Source organism: Pseudoalteromonas apostichopi (genome assembly GCF_030297135.1).
GTDB lineage: Bacteria > Pseudomonadota > Gammaproteobacteria > Enterobacterales > Alteromonadaceae > Pseudoalteromonas > Pseudoalteromonas apostichopi.
On the sequence record NZ_AP028065.1, the window covers coordinates 2,376,509 to 2,395,785 of the forward strand.

The following is a 19,277-nucleotide window of genomic DNA, read 5'->3' on the forward strand; positions in this document are numbered from 1 at the left end:
AGTATTAAGGTTTAGTGTGAAAATTTCAATGATTGCTGCTATGGCAAATAACCGAGTAATTGGTCAAGACAACCAAATGCCATGGCATTTACCTGCCGATCTGCAACACTTTAAAAAAGTAACCATGGCAAAGCCTGTGATCATGGGCCGTAAAACGTTTGAATCAATAGGCCGCCCTTTGCCAGGCCGTCAAAATATTATTATCACGCGTAATGCTGATTATACCGCAGAGGGTATTGAGGTGGTTACTTCACCTGAGGCTGCGCTGGAATTGGTTGCTGATGTTGAAGAAGTAATGATTATAGGCGGTGGAAATATATACGAACAATTTCTATCTCAAGCAGATCGTCTATACTTAACATTCATCGACCTTGAAGTGGCCGGTGATACGCAGTTTCCAGATTACGAAAGTGTTGCTAATTGGACAGTTGTAGAGCAAGAACAGCATCAGCCTGATAACAAAAACTCTTACTCGTATACCTTTGTAACGCTGTATAAAAATTCGTAACATTATTGCGGTAAAAATAATTAGTTGGTACAATATTACACAATCTTGGTAAGAAAAAAGTATTACATAAGGGCAAAATATGATGAAGTTACCAAACATGTTACTTGCAGCGGTTGTTGTTTCAGCGTCAGTTGCGTATACAGCACCAGCAAAAGCTGATGATCAATTAGCGGTTTCAATCTGTGAATACATCGCTGCTGATGATAAAAACCGTCTACGTAGTAAGCTGAAAAGCTCACGTGTGAAAATCCGTAATATCTTTGATGCTGTAAAATGTAATGGCAACAATATGCTTCGTCATGCAATTGAAAGCGGTGCTGCTGATGCTGGTGAATACATCGTTAAGAACTTATCTAAAAGTTCTTTAGAAGACGGTGCAGACATCGCATGGGCTGAATCAAACGGTCACGGTGGTTCACCACTAATTGCTGTTATTAAAGAGCGCGCAGGCCTTTAACTTAAACGCCAATAGAATTTAAGAAACCGCACTCGTTGCGGTTTTTTTATGCCTGAAAAACGCGTCGCTAAATTAATACCTAGTCGCAATAGAACTTAATTATTATGTATTAAAAAATGCATCTACATGGGCGTAGGGGGCAGGCGAATATTAAGAGTAATTACCTCCAAAGATCACTCAATTAAGCGAACTGGTATGAATATATAAAAAAACCGTGTTTGCTTACGCAAACACGGCTTATATTCTTGTCTTACCGCTTCTTAAACTTTAAACGCATCTACCGATAAACGAAGTTCTTCTGCTAACTTAGCAACTTCTGAACTCGAAATATTGGTTTGGTTTGCGCCTTCAGCTGTTTGCTCTGCGATTGCAACAATCGACTCTAAGCGTTCGCTAATTTCTTGCGATACTTGCTGTTGCTCATGAGCAGCTGTTGAGATCTCCTCACTTACGTTATGAGCTTGCGCAACGGCTGCGGTGATTGAGTCAAGAGCTGTATTTGCAAGGTCTGATTGCTCAACACACGACTCAGCTTGTTGCTTACCTTTCGACATTGCCGCTACAGCAGCCTCAGCGCCAACTTGAAGCGATTCAATCATAGCTTGAATCTCTTGGGTCGACTCTTGAGTCTTGCTTGCAAGAGAGCGTACTTCGTCAGCTACTACGGCGAAGCCTCGGCCTTGCTCACCGGCACGGGCTGCTTCAATGGCTGCATTAAGCGCGAGTAGGTTAGTTTGCTCAGCAATGCCACGAATAACATCTAGGATACCACCGATTGATGCGCTATCTTTGTGTAGTTTATTGATAACTTGTGATGCATCATCCACTTCACGAGCAAGTTGTTCAATAGTCGCTTTATTTTGCGAAGAAATACCTTTAACACGGTCAGCTTCTTTATCTGCGTTCTTGATTTCACTTAGTGCTTGTTGAGCGCTACTGCTTACTGCTTGTGATGTGCTGCTCATTTCAGTGGTTGCTGTCGCAGCTTGTTCAACTTGCGCTTGTTGATTACGAATAGCTTGGCTAGATTCTTCAGTGATTGCTGAAGTCTCTTCAGAGGCTGCAGCAAGCTGTGTAGAGCGAGAGATAATACCTTGAATAAGCGTACGTAAACTTTCGATTAGCGTATTACAACTGCGTGATAGCTCACCGAACTCGTCTTTAGCAGAGTCGTCTAGGCGTTGAGTCATATCGCCGCTAGCAACAATATCAAGAATACGGTTTACTTCAGAAAGTGGTTTAGTAATACGGCTAACAGTAATTGCTGCAACAGCAATAGCAATTAAAGTGGCGATAACCATGGCAATCCAAGTCCAAATCGTTGCAGTAGATACGTTACCACTTACATCTTGTTGTAAGTCAAAGGCAAGAACCGTAGCTTGGTCAACAAGCTCTTTAAGTTGCTTTAGAGCTTCAGTGGTTGATTTTTCTGCATTAGCCAGCTCAGATTGAGTTTGTGCAATTGCATCAATGAGACGTTTTTTATTTGCTGATAAACTGTTGTTGCCGCGAACGTTGTCAGCAAGACTTTCAAAATAACCATTTAGGTCATTATATAAATCCGCATTATTATCAATGATAGCTGGACGGATAAGGCCAAGGCTTCGTTCAACTTCTTCTAGGTAATAAGTTTGTTCGTTTTTGATGATATCTAAGGTATTAAGCGTTTTAACCGTTAGCATGTCTGTGCTATTAGTTACTACTGATTGGAAGTTATTTTCCATGTTATTGGCAGCTTGATAAGCACGCGAGTGGTTTTCTTCAAGACCATCAATATCAATAATATCAAGTACAACAGAGTTAGCATCTTCAGCACTTATCTCGATGTTTTCAAGCTGGGTGCGCAGTGTTTTGTTGAGCTCAAGTTGAGTTTGTTTGTCTGCAAAAAGGTTATCGACAGATTTAGCAAAGCGTTTATAAGTTTGTTCAACTTCTTGGCTGCTTTGTTTCAGTTTCGGATCGTTACTAACTACCTGTTGTAAATCTTGGTAGGAGTTATCGTAACGCTTTTTCTGTTCGTTAAAGTTTTTTCTAAGTGCAGCTAATTCATCTTGTGATGTAGTGTAAAAGCTCGCTTGCGCTGACTTACTCATCAAAATGAATTCAACTTGCAACTCATAACTTTTGTCGAGAGCCGGTAATGACAGCTGATTAACTCGCTGTGTCGATTGATCAATGTTGGTAATTCTGATCAACGAGTTACCACCAATAAATAGCAGGAGTAACGTAATAACAATAAAGCCACCCCAAATTCGCTGTCTAACGGTCAAGTTCATATGTAATTCCAGAAAATAGTACTAATCAATACTTATCGGCAAGGTTGCCAATTAGTTAAGTAATTAAATTTAATTAGCTTTAAATTAAATCAACTTTAATTTATATAAATCTAACAGATGTTCAGCTATTTTTCAGTTTATTTAGATAAAAGAGTGGGATTTTTCGACAAAACAGTCTTTTTTGCTGAGTTCCATGAGTGTCATTGCGCCTCCCCATACACAGCCAGTGTCGAGGGCATGAATATTTTCGGCGTTTACTTTACCTTCTAAAGCGGCCCAGTGACCAAATGTGATCTGTTGATTGAGTTCAGAAATATTCGGATGCTCAAACCAAGGTAGTATTGAGCTATCTTCACTAACGCTGGTTTTATTGCTGAAATCTAGCTCACCGAGCAAATTTACAAAACGCATACGAGTGAAGTAATTAACAATATAACGAAACTTGGCTTCATTACTCATCGTTGATTGCCATTCTAATGGATGGGAGTCATACATATTGGCAAAGTAATGATTGGCATCACTACCTTGATAGCAACTTTCTGCAAAGCGAGCGCGCTTTAATGCTTTTTTAATTGACCAATTTGGGTTTAAGCCGGCATGGCTTATTAGCATGTCGTAGCGTTCAAGCCACAAGGCTAAAGGCTGTTGTTGCAAAAAATGAATATATTCAGAGCGTTTTGGACTAGAAAAAACAGCATCAAGCTTATCTTTAGGATTTGCTGGTTTATTTAAATAATGACAGGCAATAAGGTGTAAGTCATGATTACCGAGGGTAATGGTCACACTGCCTTGCATTTTATAAAGACGCTCGAGGCAGGCGAGTGAGTCAGGGCCTCGAGCGACAATATCGCCAACTAAGTAAAGGTGATCTTGGCTTGGGTTGAAGTTGACACGTTTGAGTAACGTATCAAATTCACAGTAACAGCCTTGTAAGTCACCAATTGCGTAATCAGCCATTGTTACCTAGTGCAAAATGTTTGGACAGGCTAAACGAAAAACGTCGATTGGCGCTTCAAACTCAGTACCAAACTCGTTACGCATGGTGTAGTGACCTTGCATTGTGCCAACCGGGGTATCAAGTACAGCACCACTGGTGTATTTATAGCTTTCGCCAGGAGCAATAGTGGGTGTTTCACCAACAACACCTTCGCCTTGTACCTCAACTTCTTTACCATTGGCATCGGTAATTAACCAATAACGACTTAAAAGCTTAGCGCTACATAAGCTGTGGTTTTTAATGGTGATTGAGTAAGCAAAAACGTATTTATCTTGTTCAGGCTCTGATTGACCTTCTACATAGAAGGTTTCAACCGAAACCTTAATTGGAGAACCTAAATTACTGCTTGTTGTCATAAATCCAATTAGCTATATCAATAAATTGTTGTAAAGATAGGCTTTCTGCACGAAGAGTGATATCAATACCTATACCTGTTAGTTCTTCAGCTGTAAGTAAGTTAGATAAGCTATTACGCAGTGTCTTACGACGTTGGTTAAAAGCTTCTAAACAAACGGTGTTTAATAACTTAGTACTTTTAGCTGAACGTTGTTCTGGCTTTTTAGGGATCAAGCGGATAACCGCTGAATCTACCTTAGGTGCAGGCTTAAAGCATTCAGGTGGCACATCAATCACTGGCATTGCGTGGCAGTAATACTGTGTCATCACACTTAAACGACCAAAGGCTTTACTGCCAGGGCCTGCAACCATACGTTTGACAACTTCTTTTTGCAGCATAAAGTGCATGTGCTCAACATTATCTGCGAACTCAAATAAATGGAATAGCAGCGGGGTCGAAACGTTGTAAGGTAAGTTACCAAAAATCTTTAACTTTTCGTCAGACTTGATCAGAGAGCTGAAATCGAACTTCATTGCATCGCCTTGATGCACTGTTAATTTAGGCCCTAAAAATGGGTGGCTCGTTAAACGTTCTGCTAAGTCTTTATCTAGCTCAACAACAGTTAGATGGCCACTTAATTCAGCTACAGGCTCAGTGATTGCACCAAGGCCTGGGCCGATTTCTACTAAATTGTCTTCAGGTTTAGGATCAATAGCCGTGACGATTTTGTCGATGATCATGTCATCGTTTAAAAAGTTTTGACCAAAACGCTTACGAGCGCGGTGTCCTAAATGTACTTTATCTGTCATTGATTCTGTGCTTTTTCATGGGCGAGCTTAATTGCTTCGCGGATCGCTAATTCAAAACTACCTACATCAGCAGTACCAGTGCCAGCTAAATCTAGTGCCGTACCATGGTCTACTGAGGTGCGAATAAATGGCAGGCCAAGGGTAATGTTGACCGAATTGCCGAAACCTTTGTATTTTAGCACAGGTAATCCCTGATCGTGATACATTGCAAGCACAGCATCTGCTTGTGATAGATATTTATCTTGAAACAGGGTGTCAGCTGGCAATGGGCCAATTAAGTTCATACCTTGGTTATTCAGATGTTCTAAAGTTGGCGTTATGGTGTCAATTTCTTCAGTGCCTAAATGGCCATCTTCACCCGCATGCGGGTTGAGTCCACACACTAATATACGCGGCTTTTCAATACCAAACTTAGTTTGTAAGTCATGGTTTAAAATCGTAGCCACTTTACTTAAACGTTCAACAGTAATCGCACGAGACACATAAGCAAGTGGTATATGTGTTGTTACGAGTGCCACGCGTAAGCCTTCTGTTGCTAGCAACATAACTACATCGGCAGTATTTGATTGCTGTGCGAAATACTCAGTATGACCACTAAACGAGATACCCGCTTTGTTGATAATTCCTTTATGGACAGGTCCTGTGACAACAGCTGCAAATGTACCATCCATGTTTTTTTCGCTGGCGATACGTAGCGTATCCAACACGTATTGACCGTTAGCGTCATTAAGTACGCCGACTTCAACGTCAGTGCCTAAATCCACTTGATGTAAGTAAACACTGCCAGCAGGTGCAAGGCTTGGCGCTTTGCTATCATCAAACTCAATTAAGTTGATATCTAAGCCAAGTAATTTGGCGCGCTGTTTTAAAAGCGCACCATCAGCAATCACCACCAGTTGGGCATCCCACTGGTGCTGCGCTAACTTGATAAGTAAATCAGGGCCAATACCGGCTGGCTCACCTGGGGTAATTGCGATTCTAATGGTCATAATTTTTATTCTGTTGGGAAAATATCAACGTGCGCTTGCTCACGCATTTCTTGCTGCCAGTTGAAACTTTCTTCTTTAAATTTACGATTAAACAGTAGCTGATGTGCGCGGTTGCGCTTAGCTTGTTCAGTTTTATCTGCTACACGCTTGTCAAGAAGCTGTACAATGTGCCAACCGAATTGAGTTCTGAATGGCTCACTGATTTCATTTTTATCTAGAGAAAGCAAAGTATTTTTGAATTCTGGTACATAAGTACTTGGATCAGTCCAATCATATTCACCACCTTTCAATGCTGAACCTGGATCTTCAGAGTATTCTTTAGCAAGTTCGCCAAAATCTGCTTTGCCTTCACGTAGATCTTTAGCAAAGCCTTTTAGCATGTCACGGGCTTTTTCTTCACTTAAAATTATTGATGGTTTAATTAGAATATGGCGTGAACGAACTTCAGTCGTTTCAACTACTTGGCGGCCACGAACATCTTGCACTTTGATAATGTGGAAACCTGCACCTGAACGTAGAGGGCCAACGATATCGTCTTTTTTATGGCCTTTTACCGCTTCAGCAAACAGCGATGGCATTTCGTTGATACCCATCCAACCTAGCTGACCACCTTCAAGTGCTTTTGAGCCACTTGAAGATGAAATAGCGATACGCTTAAACTCTTTGCCTTCTTTTAAAAACTCGATAACCTTTTCTGCTCGAGTTTTAGCACTCGCGATTTCATCTGCTGACGCATCACTAGGAATATCAATCAAGATGTGACCGATATCGTATTCTTCGGCACTTTTGCCTTGGGTTTCCATGATTTTTAGAAGGTTATCGATTTCTTGCGGGCTGATATAAATACGACGGTCAACGTTCGCACGCATGACTTGTTGCGTGGTGATTTCTTTACGAATTTCTTCACGGTAAGCTGTATAGCTTTCACCTGCTGCTTCGATAGTACGGCGTAAATCCGCAATTGTACCGCCTTGCTCACGAGCCATATTTTCAAGTGTTTGGTCTAACTGAGAGTCAGAGATCTCTAAACCCATTCGCTCAGCAAGTTGCATCATCAGAGTTTGGTTTACTAAACGCTCAATAGCTTGAATTCGAAGCGTGTCATCAGACGGTAACTCTTGACCTTGCTCTGCTGCTTGAGTTTTTACACGGTTGATAATGGTGTCGACTTCACTTTGTAGAATAACACCTTGGTTAACAACACCAACGACTTTGTCAATTTCGACAGGTGTTGCGAAAACGCTTTGGCATAGGCCAACTGTTAATAATGCAGATGCTAATAATTTTTTTAAATTCATACTTTTTCTAATACTCTTGCTAATAGTACTGCGGTACTAGTTATTAAGAAAATACGGTCTACGATAGCCAAAAATACCTTGTTGTAATAATTTTTGTGCATCATAACGGCTTTTACTTCCAAGCCCTTTTAATACGATATTGAAGCCAATACTGGTATCAAAAGTTGCTTGTTCTTGACCAATCGCCTGGTTCAAATCTGTTTCGATTTGACGACGGCCTGTGATTTGAAACGCCCAACAGCAGGATTCATACTGAAGACCGCTGAAAACTTCAATACTACGACCGCTTTCTAAATCGCGGTGGTAGCTACCAACAAACTGCCAATCTTGCGATAGCGGAATGCTTGTAAATAAACCAATTTGCTCGATTGTATTGCCTGAGACATCATTTGCATAGCGATGGTTCAATTGCACGAGCTGTTTATCGTCACCTTTATAATCTAAGGTGATATTTGATTGAATAATATCTTTGCCGTCAGTGTCGTACTGAATCCCACCTGATAAATACCAGCGACGGTGCCAATGTAACATGGTTTGCGCTGCGAACAAGGCATTGTAGTTAGTATCAACATTAATGCCTTGTGTTGTAGGTTTTGCGTCATTACTTAAATAAAAGATTTGTCCGGCACTAAAGTTAAATACTTCTTCGTTTTCATTGCTAAATAAGCGGGTTGTCGCACCTAACGTAAATTGGTTCGCAGTGGCAATACGGTCGATGCTTGAGAATCGACGGTCTCTAAATAAACCAAAAAAGTCGTCTTGTAATTTTGTTGTATCGTAAAGGCCAATGTTTGATTGGTCTTTATTAGGGGTGTACAAATACTGAATTTGTGGTTCAAGTGTTTGAATACCATCTTTAAAGAAAAATCCAGTATCACGTTCAAAATTTAATTGGCTGTATAAACGCACTTTTGGCAGGGTACGCGTGACCTTTTCGTCGTAGTCGGTTCCTGTTAAATCACCATGCTGGTTATATTCTGTATGCAGTAAACTGAATTCAGATAAAAATGACCATGCATATTCTTGGTAACCAAAGCTTGCTTTCGGTTCGATATGAACACGACTTGCTTCATCAATGACTGCGTTATCATTAGTGAAATAGCTAAGCTCACCATCAAAGGTTAAATCAACGCCATAAAAATCATACGCATCAGTTTGCGAAAAGCTAATTTGTGGCAGTGCCGCGTATGACTCGCGGTGATCACCAAGTACTTCAAAACTTTGCAACTTGATATTGGTACGCCAAGTGTCACCTAAATGAGTTAGTGAACCTGTGCGGTATAACTGAGTATCTGTGCGAGTCGCATAACCAGAATTTAAATCAGTTAAGTAGTTATCATCACTAACGTTAGTAATATCTATATTACCGCGCCAGTTTTCACCAAAGTAGCTTTGCTGCTGCCAATGGAATAGATAACGCGAGTCAACATTTGGTTCTTCATCATCTTTATCTAAGTATTCAACAGCAATAAGACCGTTGTTTTGCTCCGTTAAATAACGAAATTCACTAATAATCTGTAAACCGCGCTTTGACATATAGCGAGGCGTAATGGTGGCGTCGTAATTAGGTGCAATATTCCAGTAATACGGTGTGATGGTTTCAATACCGTAGCGGCCTGAACTTGAGAAGTTAGGTGTTAATAAGCCTGATTTACGGCGGTCATCCAATGGAAACGTAAAATAGGGAATATAAAGAACCGGCGTATCAAATACCCGTAATACGGTATTGTGGGTTTCGCCCCAACCATCTTCACTGGATAGATCAATTTCGTCAGCTTCAATTGCCCACACCGGTGTTTCGCCCGGGCAGGTAGTAAAGCTTGCGTTCATCAGGTTTAAGCCAGACTCGTTTACTGTTAGTTTTTCTGCGCCACCATGACCAAGTTGGTCGGTGAGCTTATAATCAGCACCAAGCAAGCTTAATTCAGAATTATTTAAATCCGCATTGAGCCCAGAACTATTAATTTGGCTTACTTTATCGCGATAAACGATAGGGCCGGTTGCATTAAGTAACCCACGTTGTTTGTCAATCAGTGCACTTTGTGCGGACAAATTCATCGTTAGGGTGTTAATATCTACATTACCGGTAAATTCTGCGCTTTGGGTACCCAATAGTTCAATATCATCTGATTTGATATCGATCATATTAAGTTCAAGGCCAGGGAGCGGTTGCCAAGCTCTGGTTTGCATTGAAGTGCCACAAAGATTGTGTGTCAGTTCAGTTTCGGCGAACGATGGTGCGCTAAGTACGCTTAGCATCATTATGCCCCAGGTTTTGCTCATTTAATGACCTTAATGCTCTTTGGTTGGATATAAGCTAGACATAATAAAGGAAAACAATGGCAAATACAGTAATTGACTTAGTGAAAAATAGATATCTTACTAAATGAATCGTTATAAAAGTTTACAGCAGTTTTTAAATCCTCATTTTAAAGAGGATGAATATCAATTAGCCGCCATCACTGGGGATGCGAGCTTTCGCCGTTATTTCCGCGTAAATACAAGTGAACAGAGCTATATCGTCATGGACTCAGACCCCAATAAATTAGATAACACGCCTTATATAGAACTCAATAAAGTGTTTTCTCAACATGGCTTTAAATTACCAAAAATTCTTCAAGCAGATGAAAAGCAAGGTTTCTTCTTATTGAGTGATTTAGGCAATACTCATTTGGCCGACTTACTGGGCGACGAAGACCGCACTTTACACTACAAACATTTAATAAAGTTAAGTGCACAATGGGCGCAAATCCCACCTGCCCAACATATGAAAGTATTTGATGGTGAGTTTTTACAGTTTGAACTGAGCATTTTTAGAGATTGGTTAGTTGATAACTTTATTGGTGAGCAACTTTCTGTTGATGAACAGCAAATGTGGCAACAGGCTTGTGAGTTATTAGTTAATAATGCCCTTGAACAACCAATTGTGACGGTGCACCGAGACTTCCATAGCCGTAATATTATGCGCACAGGACAGCAATGGGCGATCATTGATTATCAAGATGCCGTACAAGGGCCAGTGTGTTATGACCTTGTTTCGTTATTAAGAGATTGCTATTTTAAGTTGCCAGAGCAAGAGCTAGATTACCTTTTACATTACGCTTATGACGAATTTTGCGAGCAAAAGCTTTTGCAAGACATCTCATTTACGATGTTTAAACGTTGGTTTGATTTAACTGGCGTGCAGCGTCATTTAAAAGCGGCAGGTATATTTTGCCGTTTGAAATTGCGTGACGGTAAGTCTGGCTATTTGAGTAATGTACTGCCAACCCTTACATACATCAGTAATGTCAGTAAAGAATACCCAGAGTTAACAGCCCTTGGCCAGTGGATAGAGCAGATAATTATTCCACAGACTAAGCAGCGTTTAACAAAAGAGATGAAATGAAAGCAATGATCCTAGCGGCAGGGCGCGGTAAGCGCATGATGCCGCTAACAGAAACGATGCCAAAGCCGATGCTAAAGATTAACGGCAAGCCATTATTAGAGCATCATATTAATAACTTACGCCAAGCAGGCATTACCGATATTGTCATTAACCTTGCTTGGCAAGGTGACAAAATAACAGAGTATTTTGCTGATGGTTCGCAGTTTGGTGTATCGATCACTTACAGCCAAGAGCAGGCTGGGGGTCTTGAAACCGCCGGTGGTATTATTCAAGCATTGCCGTTATTGGGTGAGCAATTTATTGTCATCAATGGTGATGTGTTTACTGATTACGATGTTACTTCGTTGATGCAGCTTCATCTGCAAGCAGGGGAGGCGCATATTGTCCTTGTTGAAAATCCTGCTCATAATCCTGATGGTGATTTTGCTCTAAGTCATCTAAGCCCAGATAGTCAAAAGTATACTTTTTCGGGTATAAGCCGCTATCATGTTGATTTTTTTGAAGGTCTCAGCGCAGCTATTCGTCCACTTGGGCCCATTTTGAGAGAAAAACTCACAGAGCATCAAGTTTCTACTGAGCTTTATTTAGGTCAGTGGGATGACATTGGCACGCCTGCCAGACTCGATGAAATAAATCAGCGTTTCACTTTGTAATAACAACAGAGGTTTGCCAAATTATGTGGGGAAAAGTACTCGGTTTTTGTTTTGGCTTTATGTTTGGCAAGTTTATTGGTGCCCTACTAGGTTTATACCTAGGCCATATGTTCGATCGCAGTTTAAAACAAGACTTTGATAAAGCAGGTGGTTTTTCTGGTTTGTTTAAAGGCGATGACATTAACGAACGCCAAGCTCTTTTCTTTTCAAGCTGTTTTGCGGTAATGGGGCATATTGCCAAATCGAATGGTCGCGTTAGTGAAACGCATATTCGTGCTGCAAGTTTGTTTATGGACGAAATGGGCCTATCGGGCGATGAGCGCCGTGAAGCTCAAGATGCCTTTCGTAGCGGTAAAGAAACGGATTTTTCATTAAAAGAAACCGTTCATGACTTTAAGGAGCGCTTTGCCCGACGTCATGATTTATTGCAATTATTCCTCGAAATACAAATTCAAATGGCCTTTTCTGATGGCCACCTTGCAGAGCAAGAAAAGCAGCTCTTGCAAGAGGTGAGTAAGCAGCTTGGTATTTCGCGCACTCAGTTCGGATTTTTATTAAAGCGCTACCAAGCCGAATTTGCGTTTCGCCAGCAACAACAGCGCTTTTATGAGCAGCAACGTCAACAAAGCCAGCAAAATCGCAGCAGTCATAGTGAACAAAGAGGGCACAGTGTGCCACCCAATAATGGTATGAATCGCGCGCAAGCTTTGGCTCTTTTAGGCTTAAACAATGATGCTTCTGCGCGAGATATTAAAGTAGCCTATCGCAAACTCATGGCTCAGCATCACCCCGATAAGCTGGTATCGCAAGGTTTACCAAAGCATATGATGGAAGTGGCAGTAAAGAAAAGCCAAGATATTCAAGCAGCCTATGAGTATTTAAAAAAGGCGGCGTAGGAAGCCATCAACTTCTTTGAGCAGCCTCTCGTGCTGCTCAGGCTCAGAAGGAACACCAAATAACTCTCTTTGTCGGTAGTCATATTTTGCGTGTTTTCTTACCCAGCGTTTCCTGTCTTTTACGCTTTGCAGCGTGTCAGGGTTACCCTCACTATAGAAAATATCTAATAACGGTGGGCTGATTGTCGATAGCGTAGCATTGAGATGCTGGTTACGAATACTGTTGGGTAAATAACTCCCTAAGCTAATAAAGGCGTTTAGTTCGTTATTTGGAAAGCTAGCATAGTGCTCAATTAATAGCCCCGCACTGGCACCTTGAGCCACAACAATTATGTTGCCGCCCTCATCCATTGCACTGTTATACAAGGCATTGAACCTGGCTATTAACTTTAACTTGTAATCATCAAGCACAGCTTCACTAATATTGGGTGCACCTGTAACAAAATGAGGCGCTTGTTGTGCTTGGGCTGGCGTGGCAGGAGCAGTTTGTTCATCGCTTTGCGTAGTTGACTCTTCAGCGTCTTCAGAGCTCTCAGGCATTGCCATGTCAGCAGGGTGCCAATCAATGTCTGGCATAGTCATGGCAAGAGTTGCATAGCCAATTTCATTTAACTGTTTACGTAAAAAGTTAATGCCAGCATTGTTTGTTGGTAAGTGCTGCCAATCGGGAATAATGAGCACAATTCCACGTTGACTTGCAGCCATCGATTGACGATATAAGCTGATAAACTCATCTTCACCTGCAAGCAGGGGACGCACTTCGTCAGTTGGTAAAAAACGTTGAATATCATTTGTGACCAAGCTTGACCAAGGCGTCGGTTTGATAAAGTCGGCTGCATTCACGCTGCTAATCAACGCAAAACAGGCTGCGTAAACTAAGCGATGTGAGGATTTTAAATTCATGCCGATATTACCTGAGTCATTAATTAAACCAGTGATTAACTATGTTATCGGCAGTGTTTATTAAATATTTAGCGAATTGTCTTAAAACTCAGGAGCAGCTTCAAAAATCAGTGTTTCACCGCTGGCTGGGTGAGCTAAGGTTAGCATTTCGGCATGCAGTTGTAAGCGAGGAGCCATGGCGAATGCCTCGGGGTGAGCATACAACTTATCGCCTAAAATAGGGTGACCTAAAGACAGCATGTGTACACGCAGTTGGTGAGAACGCCCTGTAATTGGGGTCAGCTCAACACGAGTTGCATTACCTTCATATTTAAGCACTTTAAAATGGGTTAATGACGGTTTGCCATTGTCGTGATCAACCATTTGCTTTGGTCGGTTCGGCCAATCACAAATAAGTGGTAAATCTACCGATCCAGTTTCTTGCTCAAGCTTACCAAATACACGAGCAATGTAGCGTTTCGCGGTTTTTCTATCTTGAAACTGAATGCTTAAATTACGATGCGCTTCTTTGTGCATAGCTAAACAAATAATGCCAGAGGTAGCCATATCAAGGCGGTGAACAATTTTCGCCGTTGGAAAAACGCGATTAATGCGAGCAATAAGGCAGTCAGCGTGTTTTGGGTCTTTTCCCGGCACAGTAAGTAAACCACTTGGTTTATTCACAATAAGTAAGTCATCATCTTGATAAACAATACTTAAATAAGGTGTCATTGGGGGATTATAATTGAGTAACACAGCCAGCCTCGATGATATGCAAGGGCGCTATTTTAAAGGAGTATGAGCGCATACACAATGCCAGTGCTGGTTTTTGAGTAGTAGCTAAGATACAGTAAATTAAGGTATGGAGTTTAAAGAAAAGGACAAATGAATGTTTCGCCTTGGTTTAATTCGCTGTAAGCCTTGTATACGTTGTGGCTTAGAAGTAAATGACCGTGAGCCAGAGTGTCCGCATTGTAAAGGCTTTTCAGACCTACAAGCAGTATATTTGAAGCAAGCTTACAAAGACGATTTAATACAAAGAAATAAAAGCTTAGCTAAGTTATTTTGTAAGCTAGCGGCAGTGGCCGTAATTATTACCCTTGTGGTGTTTTTTGTATAAAAAAACGCGATGTGAAAGCACATCGCGTTTGTAGTTTTGAGTTTAGCTATTTAACGTTAGTGTGAAACGACAATTAAACGAATTGCATCCAGTTTAACTTGGGCTTTTTCGATGTAAGTCGTGAGTTCGCTACGCTGTTTATCAAAGAAGCTAAGCTCTTCATCACGAATATTCGGGTTGATCTGTTTAAGAGCAGTTAAACGAGCTTGCTCTTCACCAAGGGCAGTTTGCATTTTCTCTAGTGATTCAGCACGCAATGCTTCTAGCTTGGTTTGAGCCATGCCTTGTGCGCTGGTGATCATTGGGTGAATGGCACTTTGTAGCGCGCTGGCTAATTTACTTGCAGTTTGGCGACCAACCGCAGACAACTGCTGATTGAAAGCATCAAAAGCAACATTATCAGCCAGATTGTTACTGCCCTTATCTAATAAGATACGAATAGGCGTTGGTGGTAAGAAGCGGCCAACCTGAAGTGCTTTAGGCGCCATCGCCTCAGCAATGAAAATGAGCTCAACAAAGAAGGTACCAGCAGGTAGCTTTTTGTTTTTCAGTAACGCTACAGAGGCAGTACCAAAGTCATCATCACAAATCATGTCTAAGCTGCCTTGCACCATAGGGTGGTCCCAGCTGATGAAATGGGCGTCTTCTTGCGAAAGCGAGGTGCTGCGATCAAACGTTACTGTGATGCCATCATCTTTTAAACATGGGAAAGACGGATTTAGCATGTGCTCAGTTGGCTTTAAGATAATGGTATTTTCACCTTTATCTTCTTGGCTTACACCAAAAGTATCGAACACATTGATCATGTAACTTGGTAGTGTAAATTGATCGTCTAACTCTTCGATATCTGCAACAAGACTTTCTGCTCGGCCTTGGCCACTTGAATGCAGCTCTAGTAAGCGGTCACGACCACTTTCCATTTGCTTACGAAGCTTGGCATTTTGACCAGCAACTTGTTCTAGCAGTGGGTCTAGCTCTTCTTCATCGCAATTGTGTGCACCAATAAACTCAAGTAGTTCTTCGCCATACTCTTTATACAGCATTTGCCCTGTTGTCGATGTCGTTTCAAACGCATCTAGGCCTTCGTTGTACCAACGAAGTAACACTTCTTGTGCGGTGTTTTCAAAATACGGTACATGAATGTTTACGTCTTGAGTTTGACCAATACGGTCAAGACGACCAATGCGTTGCTCAAGTAAGTCAGGGTTGAGCGGTAAATCAAACAATACTAAGTGATGCGAGAATTGGAAGTTACGACCTTCAGAGCCAATTTCAGAGCAAAGTAGAATTTGTGCGCTGTCGTACTCGTCGGCAAAGTAAGCGGCTGCACGGTCACGTTCAACAATCGACATACCTTCGTGGAAAACAGAGGCTTTAATCGCTTCACGCTCACGTAGAATCTGTTCTAGGCTAAGTGCGGTTTCGGCTTTAGCACAGATAAGCAGTACTTTTTCGTGTTTAAGGGTTTTTAACGTTTCGATTAACCAATCAACACGTGGGTCAAATGCGCCCCAGCTAGCATTTTCACCTTCAAACTCTTGGAAGATCTTTTCAGGAAATAAAGCGCGAAGGGCTGTTAGCTCAGCATTTTGAATGCCGCCCATATTACCCAGTACTGACATTGCCGTTTTATATTGTTTTGGCATTGCCATTGGGTAAGCATGAAGCTTACGGCTTGGGTACCCATCAATACCACTACGGCTATTTCTAAATAAAATGCGACCCGTACCATGGCGGTCTAACAACATTGATAAAATTTCGTTGCGCGCCGTTTCATCACCTTTCTCTGCTTCGGCTAAAAGATCAGTGATATCGGTTTCTTTTAATAGCTCTTTTAATGTTGCACGAGACGCATCATCAAGGCCTTTTTCACCGAGTAATTGGTTGGCTGCTTCGGCAACCTCTTTGTAGTTACTTTCTTCTTCAACAAACGCATCGTAGTCGTAGAAACGATCTGGGTCGAGTAATTGCAGGCGTGCGAAGTGGCTGCGATGGCCTAGTTGATCCGGCGTTGCAGTTAATAAGATAAGGCCTGGAATGTCTTGGCTTAACTCCGCTATACGTTGGTATTCAGTGCTTGGTTTACCATTATTGATACTTAAATGGTGTGCTTCATCAACAACCAGTAAATCCCAATCAGCCAGAGTTGCTTGCTCAAACCAGCGTTTTTTCTTACTTAAAAATTCAAGGCTAGTAAGTACTAACTGTTCTGTTTCAAATACGTTTGGTGAGTCAGCAAAGGCTTCATCGCAACGCTCTTCATCAAAAATAGAAAAATGTAAGTTAAAGCGGCGTAGCATTTCTACTAACCACTGATGTTGTAAATTTTCAGGCACAACAATCAGTACGCGACTAGCGCGGCCACTGATGATTTGTTGATGTAAAATCATACCTGCTTCAATGGTTTTACCTAAACCCACTTCATCAGAAAGTAATACGCGTGGCGCAAAACGTTTACCGACTTCTTGTGCGATATAAAGCTGATGCGGAATAAGGTTTGCTCGCTGACCAATTAAACCTTTTAAAGGTGATTGTTGGCGCTCAAACTGATGCTGCCAAGTTTGGTAACGTAGAGTGTAGCGGTCAAAGCGGTCCACTTGACCTGCAAATAAACGGTCTTGTGGTTTATTGAATTTGATAAAGTGATCTAAAAAAGTTTCTTTTAACTGTGCTTTTTCACCGTTATCAACGCGTGTGCCATGATAGCATAGTAACTCGCCTTGCTCTTCAACTGACTCAACTTCTAATTCCCACTCTTCAACGCTGCGAATAACATCACCTGGATTAAATGCGACACGAGTAACAGGTGCTTCTGTTAAAGAATAAACTCTGTTTTCTCCACTGGCTGGAAATAAAATGCTGACCTGGCGGCCTTCAAGGGCAACTACGGTGCCTAATCCTAAATCTGACTCAGTATCACTGATCCAACGCTGACCTAAGGAAAAATTCATGTATGTCTCGTCTATGAAGAAAAAAGGCGGCTATGTTACCTGTAACGCCATGCTACTTCAAGGCAGTAAACTCGCCGCACACAATTAAATTTAGTCAACCTTTTTAAGTCATTATTAAAGGTAAAAATTGTATGTATTCTAACCGGTTAAATAATTATATATTTGTTTGTCATAAAAAGGACTTTTGTCGTAAATAGACTAAACTGAGTATATACCTGACGAATAAACCATAGCTTCATCCGCCGCTTGTTTAGTTTATTGGGTATAGCATAAAAATCATAAAACGTAAGGAAAGTGCTATGGAAAAAGCTTCGAACCTTGATAGTAAAATGTATGTGCTTGATACCAATGTGTTACTCCACGAACCCCTCGCTTATTTATCTTTCCAAGAACACGATGTTGTTATCCCCATGACAGTATTAGAAGAGCTCGACCACATTAAAGATAGAAAACATGACGTTAGCCGTGACGCCCGTGTTGCTATTCGTGGTTTAGATGAAGTGCTAAAGGACGCTTCGCCAGAGCAAATGTTGCAGGGTGTCGCGCTCCCTAGTAACAAAAAGGCTAAAACAGATTCTCGTGGCCGCTTAATTATCGTTAATGACCATTTATTTGCAGACAGTATTTCAGGTTTACCAGGCAACGAAAATGACCACCGAATTATCAATTGTGCTGTGCATTTACAAAAGCAACATAGCGACAGCAAAGTGGTGCTTGTAACTAAAGACATCAATATGCGCCTCAAAGCGAAAGGGGCCGGGCTTAAATTTGTTGAAGATTACAGAACTGACCAATTAATTGATGACATAGCGTTGCTTACTAGTGGCTATAAAAAAATTGAAGGCGACTTTTGGCAACATGTTGGTGAGTGCGAAACAGAACAACAAGGCCGAGATACCTATCATCATGTGGCAAAAAGCACGATTAGCGATGTGTTCTGTAATGAATATATTTTAGATGAAAGCGACCACTTTGCGGCTCGAGTAACAAGCTACGATGATAAACAAATTACTTTAAAAGATATCAGTGTTGAACGTTTGATGAGTCATACTGCTTGGGGCGTTAAACCAAAGAATGTGTATCAAGGAATGGCACTTGATGCACTGCTTGACCCAAGTATTGAACTAGTGATCTTAACCGGCCCCGCTGGTTGTGGTAAAACCTTACTCGCGCTTGCCAGCGCCCTTGAAATGATTATAGAAAAAGGCATTTACGATAAAGTTATTGTTACCCGTAATACTCCTGAAATTGCTGAATCAATCGGCTTTTTACCAGGCACGGAAGAAGAGAAAATGGCGCCTTGGTTGGCTGCGATCACCGATACCTTAGAGGTACTACATAAAGGCGATGAAAACCCAATTTCGAGTCGCAATTACATTATGGAAAAAGCCAACGTACAGTTTAAATCAGTAAACTTTATGCGTGGTCGCAGCATTCAAAATGCCGTTGTTATTTTGGATGAGAGTCAAAACTTAACTGCGTCGCAGTTGAAAACTATTATCACTCGCTGTGGCGAAGGCACTAAGCTAATTTGCTCAGGTAACCTTGCGCAAATCGATAGTAACTACTTGACCCCAGTGACCTCTGGCTTAACTTATATTGTTGAACGTTTTAAAGATTTTGAGGGCAGTGCTACTGTTAACTTAAATGGTGTAGTACGTAGCAGGTTAGCCAGCTTTGCTGAAGAAAATTTATAGCTTGCCAGTATACTTATGC

The 19,277-nt window shown here is 41.3% G+C and carries 17 protein-coding genes; 7 read left to right on the forward strand and 10 right to left on the reverse strand.

Features of this window, described 5'->3' with window-relative positions; genetic code table 11:
• The first annotated feature begins 28 nt into the window (after positions 1 to 28).
• Together folA and QUE86_RS10735 are read left to right on the forward strand one after the other, a co-directional pair.
• Complete coding sequence (gene folA / locus QUE86_RS10730; RefSeq protein ID WP_130052201.1) at positions 29 to 508, forward strand: type 3 dihydrofolate reductase; 480 nt, start codon at positions 29 to 31, stop codon at positions 506 to 508.
• A 79-nt stretch (positions 509 to 587) separates the two neighbouring features.
• The gene (locus tag QUE86_RS10735; RefSeq protein WP_130049688.1) at positions 588 to 965 is read left to right on the forward strand and encodes a DUF3718 domain-containing protein; all 378 of its coding nucleotides are present in this window, start codon (positions 588 to 590) and stop codon (positions 963 to 965) included.
• A 260-nt stretch (positions 966 to 1,225) separates the two neighbouring features.
• Here QUE86_RS10735 and QUE86_RS10740 read toward each other — a convergent pair whose 3' ends face one another.
• The 7 genes from QUE86_RS10740 to lptD all read right to left on the reverse strand — a co-directional run bounded on the left by QUE86_RS10740 (position 1,226) and on the right by lptD (position 9,954).
• On the reverse strand, positions 1,226 to 3,241 hold the full coding sequence (locus tag QUE86_RS10740; RefSeq protein ID WP_256855012.1) for a methyl-accepting chemotaxis protein: 2,016 nt from the start codon (positions 3,239 to 3,241) through the stop codon (positions 1,226 to 1,228).
• Positions 3,242 to 3,382: 141 nt separating this feature from the next.
• Entirely contained in the window at positions 3,383 to 4,198 is an 816-nt protein-coding gene (locus QUE86_RS10745; RefSeq protein ID WP_130049686.1) for a symmetrical bis(5'-nucleosyl)-tetraphosphatase, read from the reverse strand.
• 6 nt (positions 4,199 to 4,204) lie between these two features.
• Positions 4,205 to 4,594: a Co2+/Mg2+ efflux protein ApaG gene (gene apaG / locus QUE86_RS10750; RefSeq protein ID WP_130049685.1), complete on the reverse strand. Its 390-nt coding sequence runs from the start codon at positions 4,592 to 4,594 to the stop codon at positions 4,205 to 4,207.
• On the reverse strand, positions 4,578 to 5,384 hold the full coding sequence (gene rsmA / locus QUE86_RS10755) for a 16S rRNA (adenine(1518)-N(6)/adenine(1519)-N(6))-dimethyltransferase RsmA (protein ID WP_130049684.1): 807 nt from the start codon (positions 5,382 to 5,384) through the stop codon (positions 4,578 to 4,580). The genes apaG and rsmA overlap by 17 nt, the downstream gene beginning before the upstream one ends.
• Positions 5,381 to 6,373 (reverse strand): 4-hydroxythreonine-4-phosphate dehydrogenase PdxA, encoded by a 993-nt coding sequence (gene pdxA / locus QUE86_RS10760; RefSeq protein WP_130049683.1) that lies wholly within the window; start codon positions 6,371 to 6,373, stop codon positions 5,381 to 5,383. The genes rsmA and pdxA overlap by 4 nt, the downstream gene beginning before the upstream one ends.
• Positions 6,374 to 6,378: 5 nt before the next feature.
• Entirely contained in the window at positions 6,379 to 7,671 is a 1,293-nt protein-coding gene (surA, locus tag QUE86_RS10765) for a peptidylprolyl isomerase SurA (protein ID WP_130049682.1), read from the reverse strand.
• Positions 7,672 to 7,707: 36 nt separating this feature from the next.
• On the reverse strand, positions 7,708 to 9,954 hold the full coding sequence (lptD, locus tag QUE86_RS10770) for an LPS assembly protein LptD (RefSeq protein WP_286257151.1): 2,247 nt from the start codon (positions 9,952 to 9,954) through the stop codon (positions 7,708 to 7,710).
• Between the two features lie 103 nt (positions 9,955 to 10,057).
• Between lptD and QUE86_RS10775 the strand changes: the two genes are divergently transcribed.
• From QUE86_RS10775 to djlA, 3 genes are read left to right on the forward strand one after another with little or no spacing between them, the layout of a single operon-like run.
• Entirely contained in the window at positions 10,058 to 11,059 is a 1,002-nt protein-coding gene (locus QUE86_RS10775; RefSeq protein WP_130049680.1) for an aminoglycoside phosphotransferase family protein, read from the forward strand.
• Positions 11,056 to 11,712 carry an N-acetylmuramate alpha-1-phosphate uridylyltransferase MurU gene (gene murU, locus QUE86_RS10780; protein ID WP_286257154.1) on the forward strand — a complete coding sequence of 219 codons (657 nt, stop codon included), beginning with the start codon at positions 11,056 to 11,058 and terminating at the stop codon, positions 11,710 to 11,712. The genes QUE86_RS10775 and murU overlap by 4 nt, the downstream gene beginning before the upstream one ends.
• A gap of 23 nt (positions 11,713 to 11,735) precedes the next feature.
• Positions 11,736 to 12,608: a co-chaperone DjlA gene (djlA, locus tag QUE86_RS10785; protein WP_167658207.1), complete on the forward strand. Its 873-nt coding sequence runs from the start codon at positions 11,736 to 11,738 to the stop codon at positions 12,606 to 12,608.
• On the opposite strand, the gene QUE86_RS10790 is transcribed toward djlA, so the two are convergent.
• Complete coding sequence (locus QUE86_RS10790; RefSeq protein WP_286257157.1) at positions 12,591 to 13,511, reverse strand: DUF3530 family protein; 921 nt, start codon at positions 13,509 to 13,511, stop codon at positions 12,591 to 12,593. The two genes, djlA and QUE86_RS10790, sit on opposite strands and share 18 nt — an antisense overlap.
• A gap of 81 nt (positions 13,512 to 13,592) precedes the next feature.
• The gene (gene rluA, locus QUE86_RS10795; protein WP_239977226.1) at positions 13,593 to 14,246 is read right to left on the reverse strand and encodes a bifunctional tRNA pseudouridine(32) synthase/23S rRNA pseudouridine(746) synthase RluA; all 654 of its coding nucleotides are present in this window, start codon (positions 14,244 to 14,246) and stop codon (positions 13,593 to 13,595) included.
• Between the two features lie 133 nt (positions 14,247 to 14,379).
• Here rluA and QUE86_RS10800 point away from each other — a divergent pair, with 133 nt between their 5' ends.
• Positions 14,380 to 14,610, forward strand: coding sequence for a hypothetical protein (locus QUE86_RS10800; RefSeq protein WP_286257160.1), 231 nt, complete (start codon positions 14,380 to 14,382; stop codon positions 14,608 to 14,610).
• Positions 14,611 to 14,666: 56 nt separating this feature from the next.
• On the opposite strand, the gene rapA is transcribed toward QUE86_RS10800, so the two are convergent.
• Positions 14,667 to 17,561, reverse strand: coding sequence for an RNA polymerase-associated protein RapA (gene rapA / locus QUE86_RS10805; RefSeq protein ID WP_178926602.1), 2,895 nt, complete (start codon positions 17,559 to 17,561; stop codon positions 14,667 to 14,669).
• A gap of 299 nt (positions 17,562 to 17,860) precedes the next feature.
• Here rapA and QUE86_RS10810 point away from each other — a divergent pair, with 299 nt between their 5' ends.
• On the forward strand, positions 17,861 to 19,258 hold the full coding sequence (locus QUE86_RS10810; protein WP_167658205.1) for a PhoH family protein: 1,398 nt from the start codon (positions 17,861 to 17,863) through the stop codon (positions 19,256 to 19,258).
• Positions 19,259 to 19,277 lie beyond the last annotated feature (19 nt).

Bases quoted from the DNA above. Each gene is read 5' to 3' on its own strand.
- apaG (WP_130049685.1), bottom strand. From the start codon at position 4,594: ATGACAACAAGCAGTAATTTAGGTTCTCCAATTAAGGTTTCGGTTGAA.
- djlA (WP_167658207.1), top strand. From the start codon at position 11,736: ATGTGGGGAAAAGTACTCGGTTTTTGTTTTGGCTTTATGTTTGGCAAG.
- folA (WP_130052201.1), top strand. From the start codon at position 29: ATGATTGCTGCTATGGCAAATAACCGAGTAATTGGTCAAGACAACCAA.
- QUE86_RS10740 (WP_256855012.1), bottom strand. From the start codon at position 3,241: ATGAACTTGACCGTTAGACAGCGAATTTGGGGTGGCTTTATTGTTATT.
- QUE86_RS10810 (WP_167658205.1), top strand. From the start codon at position 17,861: ATGGAAAAAGCTTCGAACCTTGATAGTAAAATGTATGTGCTTGATACC.
- surA (WP_130049682.1), bottom strand. From the start codon at position 7,671: ATGAATTTAAAAAAATTATTAGCATCTGCATTATTAACAGTTGGCCTA.
- QUE86_RS10800 (WP_286257160.1), top strand. From the start codon at position 14,380: ATGTTTCGCCTTGGTTTAATTCGCTGTAAGCCTTGTATACGTTGTGGC.
- rsmA (WP_130049684.1), bottom strand. From the start codon at position 5,384: ATGACAGATAAAGTACATTTAGGACACCGCGCTCGTAAGCGTTTTGGT.
- QUE86_RS10775 (WP_130049680.1), top strand. From the start codon at position 10,058: ATGAATCGTTATAAAAGTTTACAGCAGTTTTTAAATCCTCATTTTAAA.
- lptD (WP_286257151.1), bottom strand. From the start codon at position 9,954: ATGAGCAAAACCTGGGGCATAATGATGCTAAGCGTACTTAGCGCACCA.
- murU (WP_286257154.1), top strand. From the start codon at position 11,056: ATGAAAGCAATGATCCTAGCGGCAGGGCGCGGTAAGCGCATGATGCCG.
- rapA (WP_178926602.1), bottom strand. From the start codon at position 17,561: ATGAATTTTTCCTTAGGTCAGCGTTGGATCAGTGATACTGAGTCAGAT.
- QUE86_RS10745 (WP_130049686.1), bottom strand. From the start codon at position 4,198: ATGGCTGATTACGCAATTGGTGACTTACAAGGCTGTTACTGTGAATTT.
- QUE86_RS10735 (WP_130049688.1), top strand. From the start codon at position 588: ATGATGAAGTTACCAAACATGTTACTTGCAGCGGTTGTTGTTTCAGCG.
- pdxA (WP_130049683.1), bottom strand. From the start codon at position 6,373: ATGACCATTAGAATCGCAATTACCCCAGGTGAGCCAGCCGGTATTGGC.
- QUE86_RS10790 (WP_286257157.1), bottom strand. From the start codon at position 13,511: ATGAATTTAAAATCCTCACATCGCTTAGTTTACGCAGCCTGTTTTGCG.